The 24,970-nt window shown below is 61.1% G+C and carries 19 protein-coding genes and 1 tRNA gene; 2 read left to right on the top strand and 18 right to left on the bottom strand.

Features of this window, described 5'->3' with window-relative positions; all coding sequences use genetic code 11:
• Window positions 1-75 precede the first annotated feature (75 nt).
• From HX793_RS11740 to leuC, 17 genes are all read right to left on the bottom strand, one after another.
• A tRNA-Val gene (locus HX793_RS11740) sits at window positions 76-151 on the bottom strand.
• Window positions 152-258: 107 nt separating this feature from the next.
• The gene (locus HX793_RS11735) at window positions 259-1,023 is read right to left on the bottom strand and encodes an SDR family oxidoreductase (RefSeq protein WP_020372640.1); all 765 of its coding nucleotides are present in this window, start codon (window positions 1,021-1,023) and stop codon (window positions 259-261) included.
• Between the two features lie 11 nt (window positions 1,024-1,034).
• A complete protein-coding gene (locus tag HX793_RS11730) occupies window positions 1,035-2,246 on the bottom strand; it encodes an O-succinylhomoserine sulfhydrylase (protein WP_016976635.1) in 1,212 nt (403 codons plus the stop codon).
• 65 nt (window positions 2,247-2,311) lie between these two features.
• The gene (gene purF, locus HX793_RS11725; protein ID WP_015884965.1) at window positions 2,312-3,817 is read right to left on the bottom strand and encodes an amidophosphoribosyltransferase; all 1,506 of its coding nucleotides are present in this window, start codon (window positions 3,815-3,817) and stop codon (window positions 2,312-2,314) included.
• A 41-nt stretch (window positions 3,818-3,858) separates the two neighbouring features.
• Window positions 3,859-4,416 carry a CvpA family protein gene (locus tag HX793_RS11720; RefSeq protein WP_003192538.1) on the bottom strand — a complete coding sequence of 186 codons (558 nt, stop codon included), beginning with the start codon at window positions 4,414-4,416 and terminating at the stop codon, window positions 3,859-3,861.
• A gap of 258 nt (window positions 4,417-4,674) precedes the next feature.
• Complete coding sequence (locus HX793_RS11715; RefSeq protein ID WP_177052942.1) at window positions 4,675-5,334, bottom strand: SPOR domain-containing protein; 660 nt, start codon at window positions 5,332-5,334, stop codon at window positions 4,675-4,677.
• On the bottom strand, window positions 5,318-6,625 hold the full coding sequence (folC, locus tag HX793_RS11710; RefSeq protein ID WP_177052943.1) for a bifunctional tetrahydrofolate synthase/dihydrofolate synthase: 1,308 nt from the start codon (window positions 6,623-6,625) through the stop codon (window positions 5,318-5,320). The genes HX793_RS11715 and folC overlap by 17 nt, the downstream gene beginning before the upstream one ends.
• Entirely contained in the window at window positions 6,622-7,542 is a 921-nt protein-coding gene (gene accD, locus HX793_RS11705) for an acetyl-CoA carboxylase, carboxyltransferase subunit beta (RefSeq protein WP_016976632.1), read from the bottom strand. The genes folC and accD overlap by 4 nt, the downstream gene beginning before the upstream one ends.
• Window positions 7,543-7,786: 244 nt before the next feature.
• Entirely contained in the window at window positions 7,787-8,407 is a 621-nt protein-coding gene (locus HX793_RS11700) for a phosphoribosylanthranilate isomerase (RefSeq protein ID WP_177095557.1), read from the bottom strand.
• 64 nt (window positions 8,408-8,471) lie between these two features.
• The gene (gene truA, locus HX793_RS11695) at window positions 8,472-9,296 is read right to left on the bottom strand and encodes a tRNA pseudouridine(38-40) synthase TruA (RefSeq protein WP_020372639.1); all 825 of its coding nucleotides are present in this window, start codon (window positions 9,294-9,296) and stop codon (window positions 8,472-8,474) included.
• A 230-nt stretch (window positions 9,297-9,526) separates the two neighbouring features.
• Window positions 9,527-12,070, bottom strand: coding sequence for a FimV/HubP family polar landmark protein (locus tag HX793_RS11690; RefSeq protein WP_177095555.1), 2,544 nt, complete (start codon window positions 12,068-12,070; stop codon window positions 9,527-9,529).
• Between the two features lie 162 nt (window positions 12,071-12,232).
• On the bottom strand, window positions 12,233-13,243 hold the full coding sequence (locus HX793_RS11685; RefSeq protein WP_177052945.1) for an aspartate-semialdehyde dehydrogenase: 1,011 nt from the start codon (window positions 13,241-13,243) through the stop codon (window positions 12,233-12,235).
• Window positions 13,244-13,359: 116 nt separating this feature from the next.
• Window positions 13,360-14,472 carry an aspartate-semialdehyde dehydrogenase gene (asd, locus tag HX793_RS11680; protein WP_095016947.1) on the bottom strand — a complete coding sequence of 371 codons (1,113 nt, stop codon included), beginning with the start codon at window positions 14,470-14,472 and terminating at the stop codon, window positions 13,360-13,362.
• 64 nt (window positions 14,473-14,536) lie between these two features.
• Window positions 14,537-15,619 carry a 3-isopropylmalate dehydrogenase gene (gene leuB, locus HX793_RS11675; protein WP_177095553.1) on the bottom strand — a complete coding sequence of 361 codons (1,083 nt, stop codon included), beginning with the start codon at window positions 15,617-15,619 and terminating at the stop codon, window positions 14,537-14,539.
• 53 nt (window positions 15,620-15,672) lie between these two features.
• Window positions 15,673-16,437, bottom strand: a complete 765-nt coding sequence (locus tag HX793_RS11670; RefSeq protein WP_177095551.1) for a class I SAM-dependent methyltransferase — start codon at window positions 16,435-16,437, stop codon at window positions 15,673-15,675.
• A 130-nt stretch (window positions 16,438-16,567) separates the two neighbouring features.
• Window positions 16,568-17,212, bottom strand: a complete 645-nt coding sequence (leuD, locus tag HX793_RS11665; RefSeq protein ID WP_033901804.1) for a 3-isopropylmalate dehydratase small subunit — start codon at window positions 17,210-17,212, stop codon at window positions 16,568-16,570.
• 10 nt (window positions 17,213-17,222) lie between these two features.
• On the bottom strand, window positions 17,223-18,641 hold the full coding sequence (gene leuC / locus HX793_RS11660) for a 3-isopropylmalate dehydratase large subunit (protein WP_016976623.1): 1,419 nt from the start codon (window positions 18,639-18,641) through the stop codon (window positions 17,223-17,225).
• 140 nt (window positions 18,642-18,781) lie between these two features.
• Between leuC and HX793_RS11655 the strand changes: the two genes are divergently transcribed.
• A complete protein-coding gene (locus HX793_RS11655; protein ID WP_038845586.1) occupies window positions 18,782-19,672 on the top strand; it encodes a LysR family transcriptional regulator in 891 nt (296 codons plus the stop codon).
• Window positions 19,673-19,738: 66 nt separating this feature from the next.
• Window positions 19,739-23,035 (top strand): EAL domain-containing protein, encoded by a 3,297-nt coding sequence (locus tag HX793_RS11650; protein WP_177052947.1) that lies wholly within the window; start codon window positions 19,739-19,741, stop codon window positions 23,033-23,035.
• Here the strand turns inward: HX793_RS11650 and HX793_RS11645 are convergent.
• Window positions 23,032-24,957, bottom strand: coding sequence for a hypothetical protein (locus HX793_RS11645; protein WP_177052948.1), 1,926 nt, complete (start codon window positions 24,955-24,957; stop codon window positions 23,032-23,034). The two genes, HX793_RS11650 and HX793_RS11645, sit on opposite strands and share 4 nt — an antisense overlap.
• Window positions 24,958-24,970 lie beyond the last annotated feature (13 nt).

Raw genomic sequence — 24,970 nt, 5'->3', positions numbered from 1 at the left:
ACCGACTGAACTACCGCTGCGCGTCGGTGCAACCTTTAACGTTGCGTCTTGCCCTGGAGCAAAACTCTCAAGAAGTGGTGGGTGATGACGGGATCGAACCGCCGACCCTCTGCTTGTAAGGCAGATGCTCTCCCAGCTGAGCTAATCACCCTTTGCTTCGTTGAGGCCGCGAAATTTACGCAGGTATCGGACCTAAGTCAATAGCCTGCTTGAAGTTTTTCTGAAAAAGACAAAATTGCTTCAAGACGGCTACCCGCCCTACTCGCTGTAAATCATCTTCTTGCTCATGCCACCGTCCACGACAAACTCTTGCCCGGTGACAAACCCCGCCTGGCGCGACAACAGCCACGCCACCATCGCCGCCACGTCTTCTACAGTACCCACCCTGCCCGCCGGATGCTGCGCATGATCAGCATCACTCAATGGCTCGGCACGACGTGCAGCCGGATCACGCGCATCGATCCAGCCAGGGCTGACCGCATTGACCCGTACTTCCGGCCCCAGGCTCATCGCCAAGGCATGCGTGAGGGCCAGCAGACCACCTTTGCTCGCCGCGTAGGCTTCGGTGTCCGGCTCAGACTGTCGAGCCCGGGTCGAGGCCAAGTTGACGATGGCACCGCCATGGGCGCGCAGGTAAGGCGCACAGTGCTTGGCCAGCAACATCGGCCCACTGAGGTTCACCGCAAGCACTCGATTCCAGTACGCCAGGTCGAGGCTTTCCAGGGTGATATTGCGCGGGTCAGCCACCGCCGCATTGCAGACCAACGCGTCCAGGCGCCCAAACTGCCCCAATACCTCGGCAACACCTTGGGCCACCTGCTTCTCATCGGCCACGTCCATGCTGATGAACCAGGCGTTTTCACCCAGCACCTTGGACACCTTTGAACCGCGCTCGCGGTCCAGGTCGGTCAGCACCACTTGCCAGCCTTCGCTGATCAGCCATGCGGCAATCCCTAGACCAATGCCTCGCGCGGCACCTGTGACCAGCGCAACGCGGCCGTTAGTGGCAGCCGCCGCTTCCATGGACCACTCGATCACAAGGCCGCCAGCCCGCGAGCCAAGTCAGCCTGCAAGTCAGCCACGTCTTCCAGGCCAACCGCAATGCGGATCAGGCTGTCACGGATACCCGCTGCTTCACGCTCCTGCGGCGCCAGGCGCCCGTGGGAAGTGGTACTCGGATGGGTAATGGTGGTCTTGCTGTCACCCAGGTTGGCGGTGATGGAAATCAGGCGAGTCGCATCGATAAAGCGCCAGGCCCCCTCTTTGCCGCCCTTGACCTCAAAGCTCACCACAGCGCCGAAACCACGCTGCTGGCGCTGGGCCAATTCGTGTTGCGGGTGGCTCTTGAGGCCGGCGTAATGCACCTTCTCGATACCGTCCTGCTGCTCCAGCCACTCGGCCAAAGCCTGGGCGTTGGCGCAGTGGGCCTTCATCCGCAGGTTAAGGGTCTCAAGACCCTTGAGGAAGATCCACGCGTTGAACGGGCTCAAGGTCGGGCCAGCCGTGCGCAGGAAGCCGACGACTTCCTTCATCTGCTCGCTACGGCCTGCAACCACGCCACCCATGCAACGGCCCTGGCCGTCGATGAACTTGGTCGCCGAGTGCACGACGATGTCCGCCCCCAGCTTCAACGGCTGTTGCAGCGCTGGGGTGCAGAAGCAGTTGTCCACGACCAGCATCGCGCCTTTGGCATGCGCCACTTCGGACAACGCCGCGATATCCACCAGCTCAGCCAATGGATTGGAGGGCGACTCGACGAACAGCAACTTGGTGTTGGCCTTGATCGCCGCATCCCAGCCGGAAAGATCCGCCAAGGGCACGTAGTCCACTTCGATACCGAAGCGCTTGAAATACTTCTCGAACAGGCTGATGGTCGAACCAAACACACTGCGCGACACCAACACATGGTCGCCAGCACTGCACAGGCTCATCACCACCGCCAGGATCGCCGCCATACCAGTGGCCGTCGCTACCGCCTGCTCAGCACCTTCCAGTGCCGCAATACGCTCTTCGAACGCGCGTACCGTCGGGTTGGTATAACGCGAGTACACGTTACCCGGCACTTCGCCTGCAAAGCGCGCAGCGGCGTCGGCGGCGGTGCGGAACACATAGCTGGAAGTGAAGAACATCGGGTCACCGTGCTCACCTTCCGGGGTGCGGTGCTGGCCGGCGCGCACAGCCAGGGTATCGAAAGCTACGCCATCGAGGTCGCTATCCAACCGACCGGCATCCCATTCCTGACTCATGCTGCGACTCCTTACTCAATTCTTTATTTAAGATACAAAACCGGCCCCTCAGGGCCGGTTGTCACTCAGTTGTTGTACAGGTCGATGATCGCGCTGACCGCCTGGGTCTTGATCTTCGACGAGTCGTTACGCGCCTGCTCGATCTTGTTCAGGTAGGCCTCGTCGACATCACCGGTCACATACTTGCCGTCAAACACGGCGCAGTCGAACTGGTCGATCTTGATCTTGCCACCACCGACCGCCTCGATCAGATCAGGCAGGTCCTGGTAGATCAGCCAATCAGCGCCGATCAGGTCGGCCACGTCCTGGGTCGAACGGTTGTGAGCGATCAGCTCATGGGCGCTCGGCATGTCGATGCCGTAGACGTTCGGGTAACGCACCGCTGGGGCTGCAGAACAGAAGTACACGTTCTTCGCACCGGCTTCGCGGGCCATCTGGATGATCTGCTTGCAAGTAGTACCGCGCACGATGGAGTCATCCACCAGCATCACGTTCTTGCCGCGGAATTCCAACTCGATGGCATTGAGCTTCTGGCGCACCGACTTCTTGCGCGCCGCCTGGCCCGGCATGATGAAGGTACGGCCAATGTAGCGGTTCTTCACAAAGCCTTCGCGGAACTTGACGCCCAAGTGGTTGGCCAACTCCAGCGCAGCGGTGCGGCTGGTGTCCGGGATAGGGATGACCACGTCGATGTCGTGCTCTGGGCGCTCGCGCAGGATCTTCTCGGCCAGTTTCTCGCCCATGCGCAGACGCGCCTTGTACACCGAAACGCCGTCGATGATCGAATCCGGACGCGCCAGGTAGACGTGTTCGAAGATGCACGGGGTGAGTTTCGGCGCCACGGCGCACTGACGAGTGTGCAACTTGCCGTCTTCGGTGATGTACACCGCTTCGCCCGGCGCGAGGTCGCGAATCAGGGTGAAACCCAGCACGTCCAGGGACACGCTTTCGGAAGCGATCATGTATTCGACGCCTTCGTCAGTGTGACGTTGGCCGAACACGATCGGACGGATGCCATGCGGGTCACGGAAACCGACGATGCCATAACCGGTGACCATGGCCACAACGGCGTAACCACCGACGCAACGATTGTGCACGTCAGTGACGGCGGCGAACACGTCCTCTTCGGTCGGTTGCAGCTTGCCGCGCTGGGCCAGCTCGTGGGCGAACACGTTGAGCAGCACTTCCGAGTCGGAACTGGTGTTGACGTGGCGCAGGTCAGATTCGTAAATCTCCTTGGCCAGCTGTTCAACGTTGGTCAGGTTACCGTTATGCGCCAGGGTGATGCCGTAAGGCGAGTTGACGTAAAACGGTTGAGCTTCAGCCGACGTCGAGCTACCGGCGGTCGGGTAACGCACATGACCAATGCCCATGTGCCCGACCAGGCGCTGCATGTGACGCTGATGGAACACGTCACGCACCAGGCCATTGTCCTTGCGCAGGAATAACCGGCCGTCGTGGCTGGTCACAATACCGGCAGCGTCCTGGCCGCGGTGCTGGAGGACGGTTAGCGCGTCATACAGCGCCTGATTGACGTTCGACTTACCGACGATACCGACGATGCCACACATGCGACGCAACCCCTACTTAATGAATCTTGACTGAACACAGCTTACTGAGGCGTTTTGGCCGGTAAGAGATGTTCCTTGAACGGAAGATCAGCGGGTACGCTGATTCCGCTGGCCAGCCACTGACTGCTCCACCCCAAAATGAGGTTCTTGGACCAATCTGCAACCAATAGAAATTTTGGCACGAGTACCGACTCCTGCCACCACGAATCCTGCTGTACCGGCCCCAGGCTCAACAGCCCGACCGCCACGACCACCAGCAACGCGCCACGCGCAGCACCGAAGGCCATGCCGAGGAATCGATCGGTCCCGGAGAGGCCGGTGACACGTATCAACTCGCCGATAAGATAATTGACCATTGCTCCCACCAGCAGCGTGGCGATGAACATGATGGCGCAGCCCGCGATGACGCGAGCCGAAGGTGTCTCGATGTATCCGGCCAGGTAGACCGACAATGAACCGCCGAACATCCAGGCTACGACTCCTGCGATGATCCAGGTCAGCAACGACAGTGCTTCTTTTACGAAGCCGCGGCTTAGACTGATCAAAGCGGAGATGGCGACGATTGCGACGATCGCCCAATCAACCCAGGTAAATGGCACAGTTCAGCCTACGGACAGATGAGGCGGCGCATTTTAGCAGAGCGTCGGGCTATCGGTAAGCTGTGATTACGACTGCTTTGCAAATCAATAGTTTGTGGCGGCCGAATCCGATTTCAACCCCACCATAAAACGAATGTGGGAGCGGGCTTGCTCGCGAATGCGCTGGACCAGCAACCAAAAAGTCAACTAATCCATCGCATTCGCGAGCAAGCCCGCTCCCACATTTGAACCGCATTACCAACCGGAGCTGGCAGTTATTCAGCCGCGCTCAGGCTGGAAACGGGTCACAAAACCCTTGAGGTTCTGCTGGCGATCCAACAAGTCCCGCAGGCGATCCGCCTCGGCACGCTCGATCAGTGGCCCGATAAACACGCGGTTCTTGCCATCAGCGCTGCGGATGTACGCGTTGTAGCCTTGACTGCGCAGCTTCTTCTGCAAAGCGTCAGCACCTTCGCGATTGCCCAGGCTGGCGACTTGAATAGACCAGCTGATCGGCAGGCCATTCGGATCAATACGGCTCTGCCCCACATCCGGTTTGCCCGGTGCAGCCGGTTGCGGCGCTACCGGCTTCGGTGCGGGCGCAGGCGCGGCAGGCTTGGCCGCTACGGTCGGCGCAGGTGCTGGCTTGACCACCGGCACGCTCGGCTGAACCGGCATCGACGGGGCTTGCTGGGCGGCAACCTCCGCATCACTCGGCACCGGCTCTTCTTCCGGCAAGGCCTGAGGCTCAGGCACCACCACCGGCTCGACCTGCACTTGCGGCACAGCCGGCGCCTGTGGAGCGACCGGGGCTTCGACGACCACCTGACGCTCTTCGTCCTGACGCGAGAACAGCATCGGCAGGAAAATCACCGCCAACGCCACCAACACCAGGGCTCCGACCATTCGCTGCTTGTATGCGCTATCCAGTAATGCCATGTGCAGCTTCCTCCGTGGAGCGCCGGGCCAACCACTCGAGCGCCTCGGCAACACAATAAAATGACCCGAACAACAGAATCTCATCATCGGGGGTGGCAACGGCGCACTGCGCTTCAAGGGCAGCGGTCACGCTTGCATACGACGCCACCGGCGCACCAAGGTTCTGCAAGGCCACTTGCAGCTCGGCGGCCGGACGGCTGCGCGAGGTATCCAGTGGCGCTACGGCCCACGCCTGGACATTGCCCAGCAAGGGCGCAACCACACCGTCCAGGTCCTTATCGGCCAGCAAGCCAAAGACTGCAAGGCGACGACCGACGGGCGGCGTGCGCGACAGACGTTGCGCCAGGTACTCGGCCGCATGGGGGTTATGCCCCACGTCCAGCAACAGGTTCAGGCGCTTGCCTTGCCATTGGAACTCACGACGATCCAATCGCCCGACTACACGTGTCGCCAGCAAGGTGGCGGCAATCTGCTCAGCATTCCACGGCAGATCCAGCAGCAGATAGGCCTGCAGTGCGAGCGCGGCGTTTTCCATTGGCAGGTTCAGCAGCGGCAGGTCGCACAGCTCTACGGCCTGGCCGCGAGCATCGTGCCCACGCCATTGCCAGTACTGCGCACCGATTTCCAGATTGAAGTCGCGACCGCGCAGGAAAAACGGGCAATCCAGCTCGCGCACCTTGTCGAGCAAGGTATGCGGCGGATCCAGATCACCGCACAGCGCAGGCTTGCCCTGGCGGAAGATCCCGGCTTTTTCGTAGGCCACGGATTCGCGGGTATTGCCCAGGTAGTCGGCGTGGTCCACACCAATACTGGTGACCAACGCCAGGTCGGCATCCACCACGTTGACCGTGTCCAGACGCCCGCCCAGGCCGACTTCCAGCACCACCACATCGAGTTGCGCACGCTCAAACAGCCAGAACGCCGCCAAGGTGCCCATCTCGAAGTAGGTCAGGGAAATCTCGCCCCGGCCGGCATCGAGCGCGGCGAAGGCTTCGCAGAGTTGCTCATCGGTGGCTTCGACACCATTGAGCTGCACACGCTCGTTGTAACGCAGCAGGTGCGGGGAATTGTAGACGCCGACTTTCAGCCCTTGGGCCTGCAGCAGCGCCGCGACAAAGGCACAGGTAGAGCCTTTGCCGTTGGTGCCGGTCACCGTGATCACGCGCGGCGCCGGCCGGCCCAACCCGAGGCGGGCCGCTACCTGTTGCGAGCGCTCCAGGCCCATGTCGATGGCGGACGGATGCAACTGCTCAAGGTAGGCGAGCCATTCGCCCAGGGTACGTTGGGTCATAGGTTTGCAGGCACCGGCGGCACGACAATCGGTTCAACTTTAGGCGCGACGTACACAGGGGTCGGCAGGCCCATCATTTGTGCCAGCAGGTTGCCCAGGCGCGGACGTAGCTCACCGCGCGGGATGATCAGGTCAATCGCACCGTGCTCCAGCAGGAACTCGCTGCGTTGGAAGCCTTCCGGCAGTTTTTCACGTACGGTCTGCTCGATCACACGCGGGCCGGCAAAACCGATCAGGGCCTTGGGCTCGCCGACGATGACGTCACCCAGCATCGCCAGGCTGGCGGAAACGCCGCCGTAGACCGGGTCGGTCAGCACGGAGATGAACGGGATGCCTTCTTCGCGCAGACGCGCCAGTACCGCAGAGGTCTTGGCCATTTGCATCAGGGAGATCAGGGCTTCCTGCATGCGCGCACCACCGGAGGCGGCGAAGCAGATCATCGGGCAACGGTTTTCCAGGGCATAGTTGGCGGCGCGAACAAAGCGCTCACCGACGATGGCACCCATGGAGCCGCCCATGAAGGAGAACTCAAACGCAGATACCACCACAGGCATGCCGAGCAGTTTGCCGCTGACGGAAATCAGCGCGTCCTTCTCGCCGGTCTGCTTCTGCGCGCCGACCAGACGGTCCTTGTACTTCTTACTGTCGCGGAACTTGAGGCGGTCAACTGGCTCCAGGTCGGCACCCAGCTCGTTGCGGCCTTCTGCGTCCAGGAAAATGTCGATGCGGGCGCGGGCGCCGATACGCATGTGGTGGTTGCACTTGGGGCAAACGTCCAAAGTCTTTTCCAGCTCCGGACGGTACAACACCGCGTCGCAGGATGGGCACTTGTGCCACAGACCTTCAGGAACCGAGCTTTTCTTCACCTCGGAACGCATGATCGAAGGGATCAGTTTGTCTACTAACCAGTTGCTCATGCTTTCTTTCTCCAGTACCGGTGGCTTGAACACAGCCCCGCGTATGCCCTTGAGCTAAATTCATATGTGGCGATGACACATGCTGGACGGGGTCAGACGTTCGACCGGCCTTTTCCCGCATGTATCCTCAGCCTTCCAGACAACCTGCCAGCGCAGGGTTGCCACTTCGTTTCCAGGCCACCCTCAGGCGGCGCCGGGCTGTTTTACACAGTGGTAGTTATGGACGGCGGCAGACTGCCAGCCGTCACATCCCGCGCACAGCTTGCATAAATGCGCGAATCTTGTCGTGATCCTTGATGCCCTTGCCCTGCTCCACGCCGCCGCTGACATCCACGGCATAAGGGCGGACCTGCTCGATAGCCACCGAGACGTTTGCGGGATTGAGCCCGCCAGCCAGGATGATCGACTTGCTCAAGCCTTCGGGAATCAGCGACCAATCGAACGCTTCACCCGTACCGCCGGGCACGCCTTCGACATAGGTATCCAGCAGAATCCCGCGAGCGCCACCATAGGCCGCACACGCTGCCGCGATGTCATCCCCGGCCTTCACGCGCAACGCCTTGATATACGGACGCTGGTAGCTTTCACATTCTTCCGGCGTTTCGTCGCCGTGGAACTGCAGCATGTCCAGTTGTACGGCATCCAGGGTCTCGTTGAGTTCGCAGCGACTGGCGTTGACGAACAACCCCACGGTGGTCACGAACGGCGGCAAGGCGGCGATGATCGCCCGCGCCTGCACCACATTCACCGCCCGCGGGCTCTTGGCATAGAACACGAAACCGATGGCGTCCGCCCCCGCCTCGACCGCCGCCAACGCGTCTTCTATGCGGGTAATCCCGCAAATCTTGCTGCGAACGGCTGACATGTCGTGGAAACCCCAGGGATTGGACCGAGAAAGTCCCGGATGGTAACAAAAGCTTTTCCGGGCGTCAGCCGCCAAGTTCGCTGAAACCTGTGAGGAAGTGTGGCCCGATAAAACGTTCCGGCAATTCGAACTCGTCGCGGTACTCCACATCCACCAGGTACAGGCCGAACGGATGCGCCGTGACCCCGCCCGTACGGCGGACACGGCTTTCCAGCACTTCCCTGGCCCATTCCACCGGACGCTCGCCGGTGCCGATGGTCATCAGCACCCCGGCAATGTTTCGAACCATATGGTGCAGGAACGCACCAGCGCGAATATCCAGCACGATCATCTTGCCGTGACGAGTCACCCGCAGATGATGAACTTCCTTGATCGGCGACTTGGCCTGGCACTGGCCGGCACGGAAGGCACTGAAATCATGCACGCCGACCAGATGCTGCGCAGCCTCGGCCATGCGCTCGGCGTCGAGCGGGCGGTGGTTCCAGGTGATTTCTTCGTTGAGGTGCGCCGGACGGATCTGGTCGTTGTAGATCACATAGCGATAACGCCGAGCGATGGCCTTGAAGCGCGCATGAAAATGCGCCGGCATGACCTTGGCCCAACTGACGCTGACGTCATGGGGCAAATTGATATTAGCGCCCATCACCCAGGCCTTCATGGACCGCTCAGCCTGGGTGTCGAAGTGCACCACCTGGCCACAGGCGTGCACGCCTGCATCGGTGCGCCCAGCGCACATCAGCGACACTGGCGAATCAGCGACTTTCGACAGTGCTTTCTCCAGGGTTTCCTGCACCGTCAGTACGCCGGACGCCTGACGCTGCCAGCCGCGATAGCGCGAACCTTTGTATTCCACGCCCAGGGCGATGCGGTAAAAGCCTGCGGCCGCCATTTCGGCGGCCGCGTTATCTATATTTGCCAAGAACTGAGAGCCTGATGAGTTGCGCAAAGGCGGCCATTATAAAGACCGTAAAGCGTGATGGGCACTTTTGTTACGGATTGGCCCCTAGCAAAATGTGGGAGCGGGCTTGCTCGCGAAGGGGGCGGATCAGTCACAACATCATTGACTGACACGCCGTCTTCGCGAGCAAGACCGCTCCCACACTGGATAGGCGTCGCCCGTTAAATGCGGCCGAGCATTTCCTTGGCCTCGCCGCGCTGAGTTTCGTCGCCTTCGGTCAGCACTTCGCTGAGGATGTCCCGCGCACCGTCCGCATCGCCCATGTCGATATAAGCCTGGGCCAGGTCAAGCTTGGTGGCCACCTCGTCCGTGCCGGAAAGGAAGTCGAATTCCGGCTCATCGTCGCCCTTCGCCGCATCTTCTGCGGTGAACGAAGGCTCGATGGACGGATGTTCCAGGCTCTGGGACAAACGGTCCAACTCGGCGTTGACGTCATCCAGCTCGGACGCAAAGGCGTCAGGCTTGGCGGCAGCTTCCGGCTCATCGGCCAAGGACAGGTCGAAGTCTTCCGGCAGGTCGAAGTCATCCAACGCCGCAGGGGTCAGGGTGGGCGGCTCGACAGCCGGCACGTCCTTCATCTGCTCTTCCAGGCCCGAGAGGAAGTCGTCATCCGATTGCGCCGACGCCGGTGCATCCAGTTGCAGGTCCAGGTCGAAGTCCGACAGGTCATCCGGAGCAGCCTGAGCTTCGGTTTGCTGTTGCAGCAGCGATTCGAAGGTCTGCTGATCGTCCTTGAGCTCGGCTGGGGAGGCTTCCTCCAGCTCGTCCAGGCTCAGGTCGAAATCGGTGTCGAAGGCTTCGGGCTCCGCAGGGGCGGGTTTGTCTTCCAGCAAATCCTTGACGTATTGAGCATCCAGGGCCGCCGCAGCCACCGCGGCGCTGACGCCTGCCGCCAGCACGGCCATGGCCGGGAAGCGGCTCTTGAGCTGTTCGACCTGGGCATGGTTGTCACCATTGGCCACCAGTTGACGCTCCTGGGTCACGAAACCGTCCTTGTCGTTTTGCAGGCCGTAGACTTCCATCAGTTTCAAACGCAGGTCGCTGCGCTTGGGTTCCTGTTTGATCGCCTGTTCCAGCACGTCGGCAGCCTGGTTCAGGTGGCCACGATCGACAAGCGACTGGGCTTGGGCCAGCGCATCGCTGGAGTTCGCCGGGGCCACGGCAACCGCCAGAGGCGCCAGCACGGAAGCGACGGTCGGCACGGCAACTGCTGGTTCAACCGCTGACGCTGGAGCGGCGGCCAGCTTGACGGTTGGCGGCGGCACTTCCAGGCCTTCGAAGCTGTCTGGCGGCAAGTCCTGGTCGATATTCGAGGTGAACGCCGGTTCTTCAGCCAGCGCGCGCGCCATGCGCAGGTGCTTTTCTTCTTCGCGGCGCGCATTGCGATGGCGCGCCCACAACAGCAGGAGCAGCAACACCAGCAGGCCAGCGGCACCACCGATCACGCCAAGCACAATCGGATTGGTCAGCAGGTCGTTGAATTTACCTTCGGTGCTGGCAGGCGCTGCATCCGCCTTGATCGGCTCAGACACTGGCGCGGCGGGCGCAGGGGTAGCAGCGGCGTCGGGCACTGTCGGAGCAGCAGCCGGCTCACCCGCCAACTGCGCGGGCATCGTCGCCGTGGCCGGAGCGGTCGGGGCGCCCTTCTCAGCCTGCAGACGCGCGAGCTGATCGTTTTTCAGTTGAATCAGTTTCTGCAGTTTATCCAACTGGCTTTGCAGGTCTGCCGCGCGGCTTTTGAGTTCTTCGTTGTCGCGACGAGTGGTGTCCAGTTGCTCCTGGGTCATCGCCAGTTTGTCGCTCAACCCCGCACTATCGCCCGCCTTGCCCTTGATCCCCTTCTTGGCCGCTTCGGCAGAAACCAGGCTCAAGTTGTCCTTGGTGTTTGTACTCGCCGGGGCATTGCCGGCCTGGGTGCGTTTGGTGGCATCCAGTTGCTGCTTGCCCGCCGTCGGGTTGGTGGCGGCACGTCGGCCTTGGCGCCAGGCGGCGTTCTGCGCGCTGACTTCGGCGATCGCCTGGGGTTGCGGCAGCGCGGTGCTTTGTACGGGATCAGGCAGGCGCAGGACCTGGCCGGTCTTCAAACGGTTGATGTTGCCGTCGATAAACGCGTCAGGATTCAGCGCCTGAATCGCCAGCATGGTCTGCTGTACCGAGCCGCCGTTACGGTTCTTCGCGGCAATTTCCCACAAGGTGTCGCGGGAGGTGGTGGTGTGCTGTGCCGGCTTGCTTGCGGCGGGCGCGCTGCTGGCCGGTGCCGCCAGGCGCGGGGCAGGCGCGGCGGTCGTCGGAGCAGGCTGGTCGAATTTGGCCGGGTCGAGCAACACGCTGTAGTCGCGCATCAAACGGCCATTGGGCCATTGCACTTGCAGCAGGAAACGTACGTAGGAATCGGGCAACGGCTTGCTGGAGGTGACACGCACCACGCTGCGTCCGCTGGGGTTGATCACCGGGGTAAACGTCAGGTCTTCGAGGAACGCCTGGCGGTCAACGCCTGCATCCACAAAGGCTTGGGACGAAGCGAGGCTCGGCGTGATCTCGGAAGCGGTGAGGCCACCGACGTCGAGCAATTCGATTTCCACCGCCAACGGCTGGTTCAACTTCGACTTGAGGGTCATCTCCCCCAGCTGCAGCGCCTGCGCCATACCGGAGGACAGCGCCGAGGCGGCCGCTATTGCTAACACCAGTTTGCGAACTTGAACCATAGCCTCATCCTTTGTTTGAACACTCCCCGGCCTGCGAGAAGGTTGGTAACCGCTGCCATAAGGCATGGCGAGCCGATAGGTCACCGACGCGCAACTTTTCCTGCCTGGGGCCAAGCATAGCGCTTGGTTAGAATCAATCTACAAATTGCCGCCAAGTATCTTTTACGCAAGGCCTTTTATCAACAACTGCGCCAGCTGTACGGCGTTCAGTGCGGCGCCCTTGCGTACGTTATCTGACGTCAGCCACAGATTTAGTTCCGCCGGGTCATCCACACCTGCGCGAACCCGTCCTACATAGACCACGTCCTGGCCGACCGCGTCGCCCACCGCTGTTGGGTAGTCACCCTCTTCCACAAGCTCTATTCCTGTCGCTGCGTCGAGCAGGCGGTTCACGGCGGCGAGGTCGACCGGTGCGCCCAATTGCAGAGACACAGTCAGGCTATCGCCAAAAAACACCGGCGCTTGAACGCAGGTTGCGGAAATCTTTAGCAATGGAGTTTCCAGCACTGCACGCAATTCGTGTATCAGCCTTTTCTCCAGATCGGTATGGCCTTGGTCGTCCGGTTGGCCGACTTGTGCCAGTAGATTGAAAGCAACCTGCCGATCAAACAGTTTCGGCTCCAGTGGGCGCATATTCAGCAGCTCGGCAGTTTGCCGGGCCAATTCGCTGACGGCTTCACGCCCCTGGGACGACATCGCCAGGTTGGCGGTAACGCTCACGCGCTGGATATCCAACATACTGCGCAAGGGCGCCAGCACTACCGCCAAATGGGTCGCCGACGGACTCGGGCTGCCGAGCCGGAAGGGTTTTTCCAGGCCATCGAGCACATGGGCATTGGCTTCCGGTACCACGCGCGGCGCCTGTTCGGCCGACAACGCGCCCGACAAGTCAATCACCGAGCAACCCGCCGCCGTGGCGCGCGGGGCGAAACTCAGGGTGACCGCCGGACCCGCCGCAAAGAACGCCAGTTGCACCTTATTGAAGTCGAATTCATCGACCTCCTTGACCCGCACGTTCTTGCCACGAAACGGCACCGATGCGCCGGCAGAATTGCTGCCCGCCAGCAAATACAGGGTGCCCACCGGGAAGTTCAACTCTTCGAGGATCTGCACCAGGGTCTCGCCAACGGTGCCGGTAGCGCCGATCACGGCGATTTCAAAGGTCTGGGTCATGGGGGCTGCCTCGGGCATTGCGGGGGGAGCGGCACTTTACCGGGTGGCTGGGGGTGAGGCCAATAAAAAACCCGCGCCTGTGACCAGTCGCGGGTTTTTCTTATTGCTTCAAGCGATCAACGCTCCAGCAAGATCCGCAGCATCCGGCGCAGCGGTTCGGCCGCGCCCCACAGCAGTTGGTCGCCTACGGTGAACGCACCGAGGAACTGGCTGCCCATGTTCAACTTGCGCAGGCGGCCCACCGGGACATTCAGGGTGCCGGTAACCTTGGTCGGGCTCAGCTCCTGCATGCTGATGTCGCGGTTGTTCGGCACCAGCTTGACCCAGGGGTTGTGCTGGCTGATCAAGGCTTCGATATCGCTGATCGGTACGTCTTTGTTCAGCTTGATGGTCAGCGCCTGGCTGTGGCAGCGCATCGCGCCGATACGCACGCAGATGCCGTCCACCGGGATCGGGCTCTTGAAGCGACCGAGGATCTTGTTGGTCTCGGCCTGGGCCTTCCACTCTTCACGGCTTTGGCCGTTCGGCAGCTCCTTGTCGATCCATGGGATCAGGCTACCGGCCAATGGCACGCCGAAGTTTTCGGTCGGGTAGGCCTCGCTGCGCATGGCTTCGGCCACACGGCGGTCGATGTCGAGAATCGCGCTGGCCGGGTCGGCCAGTTGATCGGCGACAGCCGCGTGGGTCGCGCCCATTTGCTTGATCAGCTCACGCATGTTCTGCGCGCCGGCACCGGAGGCTGCCTGATAGGTCATGGCGCTCATCCACTCGACCAGGCCGGCTTCGAACAAGCCGCCCAGGCCCATCAGCATCAGGCTGACGGTGCAGTTGCCGCCGACGTAGTTCTTGGTGCCCGCGTCCAGTTGCTGGTCGATGACCTTGCGGTTCACCGGGTCGAGGATGATCACAGCATCGTCCTGCATGCGCAGGCTCGACGCGGCGTCGATCCAGTAACCCTGCCAGCCGGCTTCGCGCAGCTTCGGGAAGACTTCGCTGGTGTAGTCGCCACCCTGACAGGTCAGAATCACGTCGAGGGTTTTCAGCTCTTCAATGTTGTAGGCGTCCTTGAGCGGGGCAATATCCTTGCCCACAGACGGCCCTTGGCCACCCACATTCGAAGTGGTGAAAAACACCGGCTCAATAAGATCGAAATCCTGCTCTTCCAGCATCCGCTGCATGAGCACGGAACCGACCATACCGCGCCAACCGATCAGACCTACACGTTTCATCGCAACTACACCTTGTTAAAAAGTGGGCCGCCTGCAGCAAACTTCTGCAAGGGGGCCCGAGAGATTACAGATTCCGCAGCGCGGCGACTACTGCGTCGCCCATTTCTTGCGTACCGACCTTGGTGCAACCCTGCGACCAGATGTCGCCGGTGCGCAAGCCCTGGTCCAGCACTAGGCTCACCGCCTTCTCGATCGCGTCCGCCGCGTCCGCCAGGTTGAAGCTGTAACGCAGCATCATCGAGATCGACAAAATCGTCGCCAACGGGTTGGCAATGCCCTGGCCCGCGATGTCCGGCGCCGAACCGTGGCAAGGCTCGTACATGCCCTTGTTGTTGGTGTCCAGAGACGCCGACGGCAGCATGCCAATGGAACCGGTGAGCATCGACGCCTGGTCGGACAGGATGTCGCCGAACAGGTTATCGGTGACGATCACGTCAAACTGCTTAGGTGCACGCACCAGTTGCATGGCGGCGTTGTCGACGTACATGTGGCTCAGTTCGACATCCGGGTAGTCCTTGGCCACTTCTTCGACAATTTCGCGCCACAACTGGCTGGAGGCCAGGACGTTGGCCTTGTCCACCGAGCAGACCTTCTTGCCACGCACGCGAGCCATGTCGAAGCCGACACGGGCAATACGGCGGATTTCGCTCTCGCTGTACGGCAGGGTGTCGTAGGCCTGACGCTCGCCATTTTCCAGCTCACGCACGCCACGTGGCGAGCCGAAGTAGATACCACCGGTCAGCTCGCGCACTATGAGGATATCCAGGCCCGCGACCACTTCCGGCTTGAGGCTCGACGCGTCAGCCAGTTGCGGGTAGAGGATCGCCGGGCGCAGGTTGCCGAACAGGCCCAGTTGCGCACGGATCTTCAGCAGGCCGCGCTCAGGGCGGATGTCACGTTCGATCTTGTCCCATTTCGGGCCGCCCACAGCGCCGAGCAATACGGCGTCGGCCGCGCGGGCGCGGTCCAGGGTTTCGTCGGCCAGCGGCACGCCGTGCTTGTCGATGGCCGCGCCGCCGATCACGTCGTGGCTCAGCTCGAAGCCCAGGCTGTACTTGCTGTTGGCGAGTTCCAGCACCTTGACCGCTTCGGCCATGATTTCCGGACCAATACCGTCGCCAGGGAGAATCAGAATCTGCTTGCTCATGCGTTCCTCATTTCATCAAGCGACCCGCCCGTGGGCAGGTCGGGAAAAATCAATCAGCGTTCGGCAAAGACCACCAGCACGTCGGTGCTGAAGGTGCCGTCGGCCTGAATTTCGTAATAATCGCGCACTTCCTGGCCCATCGCCTTCTGCAACTCAAGGATGGCAGCGCGCAGTACTGCTGGCGTGCGCATGCGCTCGACCCACGAGGTGTATTCCAGGCGCAGACGCTGGCGACTGCTGGTGCGCACATGCAGGCCAGACTCGCTGAGCTGCTGCATCCACTCGGCGGCGGAATAATCACGCACGTGGCTGGTGTCACGCAGCACTTCGACGGTTTGCAGGTAAGTGTCCAACAGCGGGCTGCCCGGTGACAAGACGTCGACGAACGCCGCCACACCGCCCGGTTTGAGTACGCAGCGCACTTCGCGCAGGGCCAGGCCGAGGTCGCTCCAGTGGTGGGCCGAATAACGGCTGAACACGAAGTCGAACTCGCCATCGGCGAATGGCAGGCGTTCGGCGGCGCCGTGGACGGTGCGGATGTTACCCAGACCCCGATCTGTCGCCGCAGCGGCGACTACGTCGAGCATCTGCTGGGACAGGTCGTAGGCCACCACTTCTTTTACCAGAGGCGCCACATGGAAACTGACATGACCGGCACCGCAGCCCAAATCCAGCAGTCGTGCAGCGCCCTGCCCGGCCAGTTCGGCCTGCAGCAGCGCGAATTCGGTGCCTTGGGCGTGCACGGCACTGCTCAGGTAGGCGGAGGCTTGCTCGCCGAATTGTTTTTGCACGACTTGGGTGTGGGCGGTGGTGGTCATGGAAAGCTCCTCAAGGGTGGTGCTTTTGTAGGAGCGAGCTTGCTCGCGAAGGTCGTCAACGATGACGCTCGAATCCTGAATGAACGCGGCGCTCTTGAATTTTTCGCGAGCAAGCTCGCTCCTACAGGGTTTACGCGTCGCGAAACAACCAAGGCTGGCTCGCCCGGTGCTTGGCTTCAAACGCGGCAATCGCATCGCCGTCCTGCAAGGTCAGGCCGATGTCGTCCAAGCCGTTGATCAGGCAGTGCTTACGGAACGCATCCACTTCAAAGTGATACACCTTGCCGTCTGGACGGGTCACGGTTTGCGCGGCCAGGTCGACGGTCAGTTGGTAGCCCTCTTCGGCTTCCACCTGCTTGAACAGCTCGTCGACTTCTGCGTCGGTCAAGATGATCGGCAACAGGCCGTTCTTGAAGCTGTTGTTGAAGAAGATGTCGGCATAACTCGGCGCGATGATGCTGCGAAAGCCATATTCTTCCAGGGCCCACGGCGCGTGTTCACGGCTGGAGCCGCAACCGAAGTTCTCGCGGGCCAGCAGTACGCTGGCGCCTTGGTAACGTTCGGCGTTGAGCACGAAGTCCTTGTTCAGCGGGCGCTTGGAGTTGTCCTGGTAGGCGTAGCCCACGTCCAGGTAGCGCCACTCGTCGAACAGGTTCGGGCCGAACCCGGTGCGCTTGATCGACTTCAAGAACTGCTTGGGGATGATCTGGTCGGTGTCGACGTTGGCGCGATCCAAAGGGGCGACAAGGCCGGTGTGTTGAGTAAAAGCACGCATCGGGTATTCCTCAGATCAATTCGCGAACGTCGATGAAACGACCGTTGACGGCCGCCGCAGCGGCCATGGCCGGGCTGACCAGGTGGGTACGCCCACCGGCGCCCTGACGCCCTTCGAAGTTACGGTTGGACGTAGACGCGCAATGCTCGCCCGATTCCAAACGGTCCGGGTTCATCGCCAGGCACATCGAGCAGCCCGGCTCACGCCATTCAAAACCGGCTTCGAGGAAAATCTTGTCAAGGCCCTCGGCTTCAGCCTGGGCTTTAACCAGACCGGAGCCTGGCACCACGATGGCTTGCTTGATGGTCGACGCCACTTTGCGGCCCTTGGCGATGACGGCTGCGGCGCGCAGGTCTTCGATCCGCGAGTTGGTGCAGGAGCCGATGAACACGCGGTCCAACTGAATGTCGGTGATCGCCTGGTTGGCCTGCAAACCCATGTACTTCAAGGCGCGCTCGATGGAACCACGCTTGACCAGATCGGCCTCTTTGGCCGGGTCCGGCACGTTCTGGTCAACGGCCAGGACCATTTCCGGCGACGTGCCCCAGCTGACTTGTGGCTTGATCTGGGTTGCGTCGAGTTCGACCACGGTGTCGAACACCGCGTCGGCATCGGAGACCAGGTCTTTCCAGGCTTCAACGGCGGCGTCCCAATCAGCACCCGCAGGTGCAAATGGACGACCTTTAACGTATTCAACGGTCTTTTCGTCCGCCGCCACCATGCCCACACGGGCTCCGGCTTCAATGGACATGTTGCAGATGGTCATGCGGCCTTCGATGGACAGGTCGCGAATGGCGCTGCCGGCGAACTCGATGGCATGGCCATTACCGCCGGCGGTGCCGATTTTGCCGATCACAGCCAGCACAATGTCTTTGGCGGTCACGCCGAACGGCAATTTGCCCTCAACGCGAACCAGCATGTTCTTCATTTTCTTGGCAACCAGGCACTGGGTGGCGAACACATGTTCCACCTCGGACGTGCCGATGCCATGGGCCAAGGCGCCAAAGGCACCGTGGGTGGAGGTGTGCGAATCACCGCAGACCACGGTCATGCCCGGCAAGGTGGCGCCCTGCTCCGGGCCGATCACGTGCACGATGCCTTGACGCACGTCATTCATCTTGAATTCAGTAATGCCATATTCGTCGCAGTAGTCGTCGAGGGTCTGTACCTGCAGACGCGACACCTGGTCGGCAATGGCTTCGATGCCGCCCTTGCGCTCAGGCGTGGTCGGTACGTTGTGGTCGGGGGTGGCGATGATGGAGTCGACGCGCCAAGGCTTGCGCCCGGCCAGTCGCAAGCCTTCGAACGCTTGGGGCGAGGTCACTTCATGGATGATGTGACGGTCGATATAGATCAGCGACGAGCCATCGTCGCGCCGTTTCACTTCATGGGAATCCCAAAGCTTGTCGTAAAGCGTTTTGCCGGCCATCAGTCGGTCCTCATCAGCGGTGTTTCTCTATGCCGGGCTTTTCAATAACCCTTTGGCTTGTGAGGCTGATGGTATGGCGCTACATTAAATAACTCAAATTCATATTTTTTATGCTTTGGATTACCAACTGGAATACCACAATGGACTTGGCCAACCTCAACGCCTTTATTGCCATCGCCGAGACCGGCAGCTTCTCCGGCGCCGGTGAACGCCTGCACTTGACCCAACCGGCCATCAGCAAGCGCATCGCCGGTCTGGAGCAGCAATTAAAGGTGCGTTTGTTCGACCGCCTGGGCCGTGAAGTCGGCTTGACCGAGGCCGGCCGGGCCTTGCTGCCACGGGCTTATCAGATTCTCAACGTGCTGGACGACACGCGTCGCGCCCTGACCAACCTGACCGGCGAAGTCAGCGGCCGCCTGACCCTGGCCACCAGTCACCACATCGGCCTGCATCGCTTGCCGCCGGTGCTGCGCACTTTTACCCGGGAATACCCGAATGTGGCGCTGGATATTCAGTTCCTCGATTCGGAAGTGGCCTACGAAGAAATCCTCCATGGCCGCGCCGAAGTGGCGGTGATCACGCTGGCGCCCGATCCTCACAACCTGGTGCGCGCCACCCCGGTTTGGGATGACCCGCTGGATTTCGTGGTCGCGCCGGAGCACAGCCTGATCAGCAACGGCAGCATCAGCCTGGCCGATATTGCCGGCCACCCCGCCGTTTTCCCCGGTGGCAACACCTTTACCCACCATATTGTCAGCCGGTTGTTCGAAGCCCAGGGCCTCACGCCGAACATCGCGATGAGCACTAACTATCTGGAAACCATCAAGATGATGGTGTCGATCGGCCTGGCCTGGAGCGTGTTGCCGCGCACTATGCTGGATGATCAGGTGGCAAGTATCGCTTTGCCGGGCATACAGCTCAGTCGCCAGCTAGGCTATATCGTGCACACCGAAAGGACGCTGTCGAACGCTGCGCGGGCTTTCATGAGCCTATTGGATGCACAGGTCGATCTGCCAGGGATACCGGCATGAAGCTGTGCGGCCTCCAGGCCTGAATAAATCCGCGCCGAACGCCCATTGAGCCAAGGCCCTTTGATAATGCGCAACCCCGTCGATTCCGTGCCACCCCTGCCCCGCATCTACGCCCTTGACCCTCAAGCGGCGGAACAAAGCTGGGACAGCGCCCCGCAATTGCTGGCAGCGCTCAATGCTGCCAGGCTGGGAGCATGGTGCTGGGAAATCGACACCGGGCGCATCAGTTGGTCGCGGGGCACCCAGGCGTTGTTCGGCTTTGATCCGCGCCAGCCACTGCCCAAGGACCTGGACTACCTCGACCTGCTGGCCCCCGAAGACAGTGCTCGTGTGGTGCGGGCGTTCCATGCGGTGCTGGCGGGCGAGCCGTTCGAACAGGCCATGCATCACCGTATCCAATGGCCGGATGGCAGCCTTCATTGGCTGGAAATCAACGGCAGCCTGGCGCCGGACAAGACCGGGCGGCGCCGCATGATCGGAGTGATCCGCGAGATCACCCACCAGCGCGACCGAGAAACCGCCCTCAGCCACTCCGAAAAACGCTTCGCCACGTTGTTCCACCTGTGCCCGAACATGGTCCTGCTGACCCGCCAGGCCGACGGCCTGATCAGCGAGGCCAACCAGTACTTCGAAATGCTGTTCGGCTGGCCGCTCGCCGACGCCATCGGCCGCACCACCCTGGACCTCGGCCTGTGGCGTCACCCGGAGCAACGCGTGCAGTTGGTCAAAGCCACCCAACGCAAGGGCGAGCCGATCACCATGGAGGTGCAGTTTTGCGCCAGTAACGGCCAGATCCACGACGGTACCCTCAGCGCGCAAAAGGTCGAGCTGGAGGGAGAGGCCTACCTGATCAGCACATTCCTGGACACCACCGAGCGCAAAAACGCCGAGCAAGCCCTCAAGGACAGCCAGGAACGCCTCGACCTGGCCCTGGACTCGGCGCAACTGGGCACCTGGGACTGGCACATCCCGACCGGCATGCTCTATGGCTCGGCCCGCGCCGCCCAATTGCACGGCCTGCCGCCGGAACCCTTCCATGAGTCGTTCGATGCGTTCTTCGAAGGCATGCCCGATGACGAGCGCGATAGCATGCGCAATGCCTACCGCACCCTGCGTGAGGGCCCGGCCGGCAACTACCAACTGACTTACCGCGTGCCCATGGAGGACGGCAGCTCACGCTACCTCGAAAGCCGCGCGCGCCTGTACCGCGATGAACACGGCGCGCCGCTGCGCATGGCCGGCACCTTGCTCGACATCACCGACCAGGTCGAACGCGAACAGCGCCTGACCGCCTCCGAAGAAAAATTCGCCAGCCTCTTTCAAGCCAGCCCCGACCCGATCTGCGTCACCGGCCTGGACAGCGGTGCGTTTATCGAGATCAACCCCGCGTTCACCCAGACCTTTGGCTGGACGGCCGCCGAAGTGATCGACAAGAGTGCCGAGCAGATCGGCCTGTGGGACGAATCCAGCAAGCGCCTGCAACGGATCGAGAGGGTGATCCGCGAGCAGGCGCTGAGCAATGTGGCGATCGTGGTGCATCACAAGAACGGCCAGGCGCTGACCTGTGTGATTTCCAGCCGTTTGATCAAAGTCGGTGACCAGCCATGTATCGTCACCACCTTGCGCGACATCACTCAGCAACAACGCTCGGAAGCTGCGCTCAAGGCCAGCGAAGAGAAATTTGCCAAGGCCTTTCATTCCAGCCCCGATGCGATTTCCATCACTGAGCGCGACACCGGCCGCTATGTGGAGGTCAACGATGGTTTCTGTCGCCTGACCGGCTATCGCGCCGAGGAAGCCATTGGCCTGACCCTCTACCAGATCGGCATCTGGGCCGACGAGAATCAACGCGCCGCGCTGCTGGCCGAATTGCAGATCAAGGGCCGCATCCATCACTTGGAAATGCTCTGGCACAACAAACGCGGCGAGTTGCTGGCGGTGGAAGTCTCGGTAGAGCCCATCACCCTGAATGAAACCCCGTGCCTGCTGTTGACCGCGCGGGACGTGAGTCTGCTGAAAAATGCCCAAGCGCAGATCCGCCATCTGGCCTACCACGACCCGCTGACCAACCTGCCCAATCGCGCCTTGTTGATGGACCGCCTGAGCCAACAGATCGCCCTGCTCAAGCGGCATAACCTGCGCGGCGCGCTGTTGTTCCTCGACCTCGACCACTTCAAGCACATCAACGATTCCCTCGGCCATCCGGTGGGCGACACGGTGCTGAAGATCGTCACCGCCCGCCTGGAAGCCAGCGTGCGCATGGAAGACACCGTGGCGCGCCTGGGTGGCGATGAGTTCGTGGTGCTGCTCAGCGGCCTGGATGGCACGCGCACGGAAGTCAGCCGTCAGGTCCAGGAACTGGCCGACACCTTGCGTGAACTGCTTTCGGAACCGATGTTCCTGGATGGCCATCGTTTGCAAGTCACGCCGAGCATTGGCGTGGCGTTGATTCCCGATCACGGCTCCACGCCGGCGGACTTGCTCAAGCGCGCCGATATCGCCCTGTACCGCGCCAAGGACTCAGGGCGTAACACCACGCAGATGTTCCACAACAGCATGCAAAAAACTGCCAGCGAACGCCTGCGCATGGAGACCGATCTGCGCCTGGCCCTGTCGCGCGGCGAGTTCAGCGTGCATTACCAACCGCAGGTGGACGCGCGTGGTAACCGGATCGTCGGCGCCGAGGCCCTGGTGCGCTGGCAGCATCCGCAACTGGGTGCGCAATCGCCCTCCGAATTCATCAAGGTGCTGGAGGACAGCGGCCTGATCCTTGAAGTCGGCACCTGGATCCTGGATGAAGCCTGCGCGGCCTTCCAACAGCTGATTGCAGAAGGCTTGGTCGACCCGCTGAATTTCAGCCTGTGCGTGAACATCAGCCCCCGGCAGTTCCGCCAGAACGACTTCGTGGAGCGGGTAGAGCGCAGCCTCAAGCAGCACGAGCTGCCGTTCAGCCTGTTGAAACTGGAAATCACCGAGGGCATCGTGATCCAGAACCTGGACGACACCATCAGCAAAATGCGCCGCTTGAAAAAACTCGGCGTGAGCTTTGCGATGGATGACTTCGGTACCGGCTATTCATCGCTGACCTACCTCAAGCGCCTGCCGGTGGATGCGCTGAAGATTGACCAGTCCTTTGTGCGCGATGCGACCCATGACCCCAACGACGCCGAGATCATCCGCGCCATTGTCGCCATGGCCCGCAGCCTGAACCTGGAGGTGATTGCCGAAGGCGTGGAAACCCAGGACCAACTCGCCTTCCTGCAGGGCCTGGGTTGCCATTTGTACCAAGGGTATCTGCACAGCCGGCCACTGCCCATAACTGGATTCCGGGAGCGTTTGCTCGCGGGAGATGGCCGGGGTTAAACCAGTTTCAAGGCGTGACCGCCCTGTTGCATCCAGTCCGAGCCTTGCAAATCGCGTTTGACCCCATATTCATCCATGGCACCCTCTACCACGACCACCGAGTGCCTAAAGTTCGCCAAGGTGCCTGGCACACCTGATGCCAGTTCCTGCACGCTGCTGGGGCGGGTAAAGGCGTACAAGCCGAGGCGGCGCAACGCATCGCCAGGAACCTCACCGTCGTTCAGCGTTTTCAGGGCGGCGTCAAAACCGGCGCCCGCGCGGAATTCGTGATTCTCCAGTTGAGCACGCTTGGCGCTCGCCGCGTAAAGGAAGATAGCATCGTCAACCAGGCCTTTATCCTCACCATGGAAGTTGGCAGCCGCCCGTGCCATTTCCAGCTCGGCACGGGTAAGCCGAACCGTGCAAGAGTCGCGCATGGTGATGGTGAAACCTTCTGGCGATTCAGTGACACGCTTAAATATTCCAAGAGGGTTTTGCCCGTACCTCATCATCGCAGCCTTGATCGCCGACACTGTGACGCAATTACCCTCCACGCCCTGATAGAAACCGCTCCAAATATTGTCGGGCTTGACGCCGACAGGCGCAGCCGGGAACTGCGCAGGCCTGCCGCTGTGGTTGACGGGTAAGTCCGCAGCCAGCTGGTAGCCGTAGCTTTTACCGACGGCCTCCTTCTTGTTGCCGCTATGTTTGATGCCATTCACTACCAATGCACCTGCATAGCTATGGGTATCGGTGACACCGACGCTGTAAGGTTCGAGCAGTTTGTCGGGTGACACCATCCGCAAAAAGCCGATCACCCCCATCCCCTTCAAGAGGCCGTAAACGTGTGCTCCCTGCAAGGAGCTCGATAACGCCGTATCAAACGGGACATTACTATTAACTTGTTTGCGCTTGACATAGGCTGCCAGCATGAAATTGGCATCGGCGACCATTTGCGCGTCAGGGCCAGTAAACCGGGAGGCTTCGGCAGTGCGCCGCAACTCCTCCTTTGACAACTTCACGTCAAAACCATCTTTCATAGTGACGCTGTACCCATTCTCAACGACCTCGACCTTTTCAAACATGTCGGAGGGCGAACGACCGAACCTGAGCATCATCATCTTGATCACAGAGACATAGCTGCTCATCTCAGATACGTCACCGAAATTTCGCTCGGCCTCAGTGAAACCACGCAAAACCTCGGCAGCCTCGGGGCGGGCACTCGTCGTGGCCAGGTCAACTTTTGGCTCGACGATCGGAGTGACGACCGCCGGGATGATGCGGGGCTTCGGCGTGCTATCGTGCACCAGCACATACGTGTAGCTACGGTCAGGCAAACTCGCCCTGCCCAACTGGTGAGCCATGCCACCATGAATCAGAGAACCACCAAGATCCCAACTGTCAGCCACTCCCTTTCCGCCTGTGCTGACAACCGAGGCAGTGGGTACATATTGAATCTGGCCAGACAGCCCCAGCCCTTTGAGTATGCTAAAAGGCGTTTCACCCTGCAGGGTTCGAGTCAGGACCGACGCAAAACCTGGCAGGCCAGCAGCGTCTGCGTTGCGCAGATGCTTGCGTTTGACGAACGCAGCCAGCATGAAATTAGCGGTGTTCAATACCCCCGCGTCATGACCGGCAAAACGCGATGCAGCAGCCGCCTGCTGCAACTCCTGCCCGGAAAGATGCAATCGATAGCCATCTTTCATGGTCACGTCATAACCCTCGCTGTTGCCCCTTACATCATTGAATAAATCGGTAGGGCGCGGGCCAAACGTGAGCATCATCAACTTGATGACCGCGCTGTGTGAGCTCGCGTTGAAATGCTCACCGAAACTCCGCTCCGGCGCATCAAACGCCGGGATGCGAGAGGTTTCCAAGTTGTTCGACAACGGCGCTGCCACGGGATTTGAGCGCGCGAAAGATCCAGTTGCAAACGTACTCATATCGTTCACTCTG

Origin of the sequence: Pseudomonas reactans (assembly GCF_013387025.1) — a bacterium.
Classification (GTDB): domain Bacteria; phylum Pseudomonadota; class Gammaproteobacteria; order Pseudomonadales; family Pseudomonadaceae; genus Aquipseudomonas; species Aquipseudomonas reactans.
Note: the sequence above shows the minus strand (reverse complement) of the source record. Positions and strands in the feature narration are given on the sequence as shown.